Genomic DNA, 5,013 nt, shown 5'->3' on the forward strand with positions numbered 1-5,013 from the left:
GGGAAGGTGGGGCGCGGAGCGCCTCGGATGGGGCCTGCACTACCAGACTTCTAGAACTAGCCTTTTGCAAGCAACGCAAGTGTTCCTGCATTCAGGTTTCTGCCTCGTTGCTGGTTTCAGCCATTTTTATGGATGAAACCCTGTGATTGCGCAGCAATCACAAATGAGGAAGTCGCCACCGTGCGTTCCTCGCAAGTGTGGTGGGTCGGCTGCGGTCCATTGGAACGCAGGGCGACGGAAGGTCCCCTCGCTCCAGCTGCCCCGGAGGGGCGAGTACACACAAGCCAAACTTGGGCAACGTAACTGCCACTCCGCAGTGTCCTGGAGTCTTCATCGTCGTCCTGATAGGCCCTTGCGGGTCCCGCTCTTGAGAGTCTCATCCGTCCGTCAAGGCTACTAGCCGCAGAAGGACGGCTGATGAGACCTCTGCGACAGCAGCCCAGGAATCAAGCCCAGTGGGCGACGATGACTGGTAAGCTGCGAACCGCTGTAAGGTGTCGATTCTTCAGTGGCTCAAGCCCAAAGTAAGGACACGATAGAGGGGCAGTGCAAACGCACTATGGTAGCTGCAACAAGCTTGACCCACGGGTCTGATTACAGCTTGTGGTACACCGTTTCTGCGGGGTGTGTTTTCAAAAACAATCAGCGCTCCGTCGCGTTTTTGAAAATATACCCCAAAGAGAACGGGAAAGGCCAACATTGCGAACACCATCAAAGTTGCCCGAATGGGCCTGCACCCATATTGGTAACGCACCGCACAAATCCCTCTTTCCACAAAAAAACGACTTGCGCTCTTTCTGCGCAAGTCGTTTCCTTTGCTCTCAATCCACATGTTTCCCATATTCCGCCACAGCCTCGTCATACTTGGCTGCAATCTCCGCCGGGGGTTCTTTATCCAGCAAGCTGAAGACCACAATGGCCAGCAGGGACAGGAAGAAGCCGGGGATGATTTCGTACACGCCGGTATAGGCGAAGAGGTTTTTCCAAATGAGGACGGTGGAGCCGCCCACCAGGATGCCGGCAAAGGCACCGTTGGTGGTCATGCGTTTCCAGTACAGGCTCAGGAGCACCAGGGGTCCAAAGGCGGCGCCAAAACCTGCCCAGGCGTAGGACACGATGGACAGGATCATGCTGTCGGGGTCCAGGGCCAGGATAATGGAGAAAATGGACACCAGGACAATCATCAGGCGGCTGACCTTCACCATTTCCCCGGCTTCGGCGTTCTTCCGGAGCACGGGCTTATAAAAGTCGGTGGTGAAGGAAGACGCAGCGACCAAAAGCTGGCTGCTGGAGGTACTCATAATGGCCCCCAAAATGCCGGAGGTGATGATGCCGGCCACAAAGGGGTGGTAGAACTGGGTGCTCAGTTTGATGAACACGGTTTCGGCAGCGGAGCCCTGAAGAATGGGTCCCAGGTACACCCGGCCGGCAAGACCTACCATTACGGACATGAACAGGGAGATGACCACCCAGGTCATGGCGATGTGGGTAGCCTGCTTGATTTCCCGGGGGTTCTCAATGGCCATAAAGCGCACCAGGATATGGGGCTGCCCAAAGTAGCCAAAGCCCCAGGCCAGCAGGGATACAATGGCGGTCAGGCTAAGAACGCTGCCGTCGGCGCCCTTGATCAGGCTGAAATAGTTGGGGCTGATGGCGTTCAGCCGGGCGATGGTGGGCCCCACACCGCCTACGTAGTAGATGGCGGTAATGGGCACAATCAGCACGGAGAAGAACATCAGAAAACCCTGGAACATATCGGTCCAGCACACGGCGGCAAAGCCCCCCACCATGGTGTAGAACACTACGATGCCGGCGGTCACCACCAGGCTCATGGTATAGTCCCAGCCGAACACGGTTTCAAACAGCTTGCCCCCGGCTACGAAGCCAGAGGAGGTGTAGATCAGGAAAAAGATGAAGATAAAAACGGAAGACGCAATCCGCAGTTTTTTCTGCTTGTCCTGAAACCGGTTGTCAAAGTACTCGGGCAGGGTAATGGAGTTGCCCAGGTGCTGGGTGAAAATCCGCAGCCGTTTGGCTACCAGCTCCCAGTTGGCCCAGGTGCCCAAAATCAGCCCAATGGCAATCCAGGCCGCGCTGATGCCGGCCAGGTACGCATACCCCGGCAGCCCCATGAGCATCCAGCCGCTCATGTCGGAGGCCTCTGCGCTCATGGAAGTCACCCAGGGGCCCAGTGCCCGTCCCCCCAGGGCATACCCTTCCATGTCGTCATTCTTTTTGTAGGAAACCAGGCCGATACCGATCAATATGGCGAAGTAAATGACCAGTGCGGCGATTGTACTCCAGGTTGCTTCCAAAATGCCACGTCCTTCCTCATCGTTTGAAAAGATTTAGTAAAATGTTAGTGAAATGAATAAATCACATTATAACGTAGATTTGGAATTAGCGCAAGGAATTTTGTGAAAGTGTAACGTGCCATTTCTGCTGTGCGGACGGACGCCACGCAGGTCAGTCATCCAGCACGGTAAGTTTGTGGCCATTGGTATCAATGCGGCCCTGGTTGTCCAGGCTGGACACGGTGGAATCCCCGGTAAGCTTCCAGACGGCACCCTTGGCAATGGTCACGTCAATGCCGCTTTCCTGGGTGCTGCCCTGGTTGTTTTCCTGGAGGATAATGGCGCCCTTGTACTCCGTGCCCGGGTTCAGGGTCAGGTCCAGATGGGAAATGGAATCCACCACCATATCCCCCTTGAGCTTCTGGTTGGTGGCAGTGACAGTAGCCTGGCCGCCGTTGCTGCCAGCCTTCCCCCAGCCCCGTTTGCCGCTGTTGCCCACAATCCGGAGCAGGGCCCCGTCCCCGTGGTTTTCAATCTCCACGCCGGACAGGTCAATGTGGCAGGACGTATTGGTGACGTAAATCACGTCCCCCCGGTGGGAGATCAGCCTGCCCCCGGTCATGGCAAAGTCCGAGGTGCCCTCCTCTGCGTCCCCGCTCATGGATTGGTAGATCATCACCGTATGGACGTTTTCCTCCCGGATGGTATTAGGTCCCATGACCCGCACGTCCGGCATATTGCCTTCCAGCTCGCAGTCCTTCAGGTGAATCTGGTTCATGCCCTCAATGACGGCCCCCTCGGAATTCTTGGCCTGGAGTTTGGCCTTGGTCACCGTAATGGCCGCCGTGGAATAAATAGCCGGAGAACCGTAGCCGCTGGTGGTAAAGCGGCCCCCGGTCACATTCACCGTGCCCCCGCCCCGGTCGGAACGAATGGCGGCAGAGGAGTCGCCGGTGGTAGCCAAGTCCAGACCTGTGGCCTTGGTGGTGCCCCCGCCGGTGGTCTGGATACCCCCGGAATTGTTGCCGGTGGTGCGGATGGTCACGTGGTCCGCCAGCACCTGGGTACCCTCCCCGTAGCTGAAGAGCCCGTTGCCGTTTTTGGCAGAAGACGTAATCTTGCCCCCTACCACGGACAAATGCGCCCCGTCCGTAGCCAGCACCGCAGCGTTGAGCCCGTAAAAGTCCCCCTGCTCCGTGCTGGTAGAGTCCCCGGCGGCCTTGTCCACCCGGACCCCTTCCAGAGTTACCCCCCGGCCCGTTACCCGGAGCGCATTCTGGTCCTGCTCCTTGGACTGGTATTTCTGGTCCCGGTATACCCCGGCCTTGGTTAAAGTCGCAGCCGCAGAGCCCTGGTTAAAAGACTGATTGCCCAGCCCCTCAGGCGGTGCCCCCAGGGGCAACCCCTCAGGCGGATTCCCCAAAGGAACACCCAGCTGGTTCCCCAGCGGCGTACCCGGCCCCGGCAGCTTCCCCGCCGCCCCAATAGACGCCGGCATCGCAGGCGCCCCAGGAGCCGTGGAAGACGCCGCATACACCGCAGGCGCAGCGGACAAAATCGACAACACACAAAGCAAAGATAATTTATGGTGCAAAGAAGAAATAGAATGCATGGTAATACCCCCTCAGTAGAAAGTAACAAGATAAGTATAAACCTAGAATATGAAGAATGCATGAACTAGATATTTTTTTGCGTTGGTGCGGTCTGCGAACCTGAAGTGTGCTGGTGCCGGGAATCCTCGAGCGGTTCGCCGTATTCCGTTCGCCTTCACCCTGCGGGTTCGGCTCACGGACGGCTATCGCAGGGGTCGTATATTCCATTTCTCTGCGGCCAAGGACTTGAGAAATGGATACGACTCCCTTAGTCAGCCTGTGGCGACAGCTCCCCCAGCGGTTCGCGGCTCGCTGCGCAGCTGCGTCCTGGAACTTCCCCAGTCAGCTCATAGCGCTGACAGCCCCTTCACGCTTGAAGGGGCCAGACCAATCCCGCTATCGCATGGGCCTTATTGACCAAACATCCGTGGGATGTTTGGATGCGGCCGCATAAAGTGAGGAGCCTTTAAAGGTTGGTGCGGTCTGCGGGGTGTAGTGCAGGTCTGACCCTCCGGGCGCCCCTATTGCCGCTTTACGGCATTTCCCCAAGGGGAAAGTTCGTCCCCTTTTGGGGCTAGTGCAAGAAGGACGGTAGCTCAACTACGGAAAAATTGCCCAAGGGCAATTTTTTGCTGCAGAAAACTCTGTACCGGATTTTTGGTCGATGTTCTCAACGGGTGTAGTGCAGGCATCCTACTTTTGAACCCCATCCTTGCCCCGCTTTATGACTGGAGCGGGGCGTTCCTTCCCCTTCTCCTGTTCGCATAGCGAACAGGTAAGTGGAAGGCAAATGCGGCCGGAGGCCGCGAAAACCGCGATTAGTCAACAAAACATTACATTGCGTTCCTAAATTTAAGTTTTTATGAACACAATGTGGGTGTGGATAAGAAGTATAAAGTCTATTGTTATTGCGAATTTTGTAGAGAAGTTGACCTCGCGCGCATGCGGGCGCAGGTGGCGCCGGGAGGCGACGGAGAGTGCTCCGCTGCGGCCGAAGGACGCTAAATACTTGGTTAAACTTCCTTCGTCAGCCCCCTTTCCACCACCCTACGGGTGATTCCCCTTCCCCGTAAATGGTATGCTATGAATAAAGTAGACTGGCATATAGTTAAACATCCTGGATTCGT

Annotated in this window: 2 protein-coding genes; both read right to left on the bottom strand. The window is 56.7% G+C overall.

Going from position 1 to position 5,013, the window contains the following annotated elements; all coding sequences use genetic code 11:
- Positions 1–821 precede the first annotated feature (821 nt).
- Positions 822–2,315, bottom strand: a complete 1,494-nt coding sequence (putP, locus tag DW089_RS11025) for a sodium/proline symporter PutP (RefSeq protein WP_199614918.1) — start codon at positions 2,313–2,315, stop codon at positions 822–824.
- Between the two features lie 151 nt (positions 2,316–2,466).
- Positions 2,467–3,906, bottom strand: coding sequence for a hypothetical protein (locus DW089_RS11030; RefSeq protein WP_147351170.1), 1,440 nt, complete (start codon positions 3,904–3,906; stop codon positions 2,467–2,469).
- Between the last annotated feature and the right edge of the window lie 1,107 nt (positions 3,907–5,013).

The sequence above is a fragment of the Acidaminococcus sp. AM05-11 genome (assembly GCF_003472805.1).
Lineage (GTDB): Bacteria > Bacillota > Negativicutes > Acidaminococcales > Acidaminococcaceae > Acidaminococcus > Acidaminococcus hominis.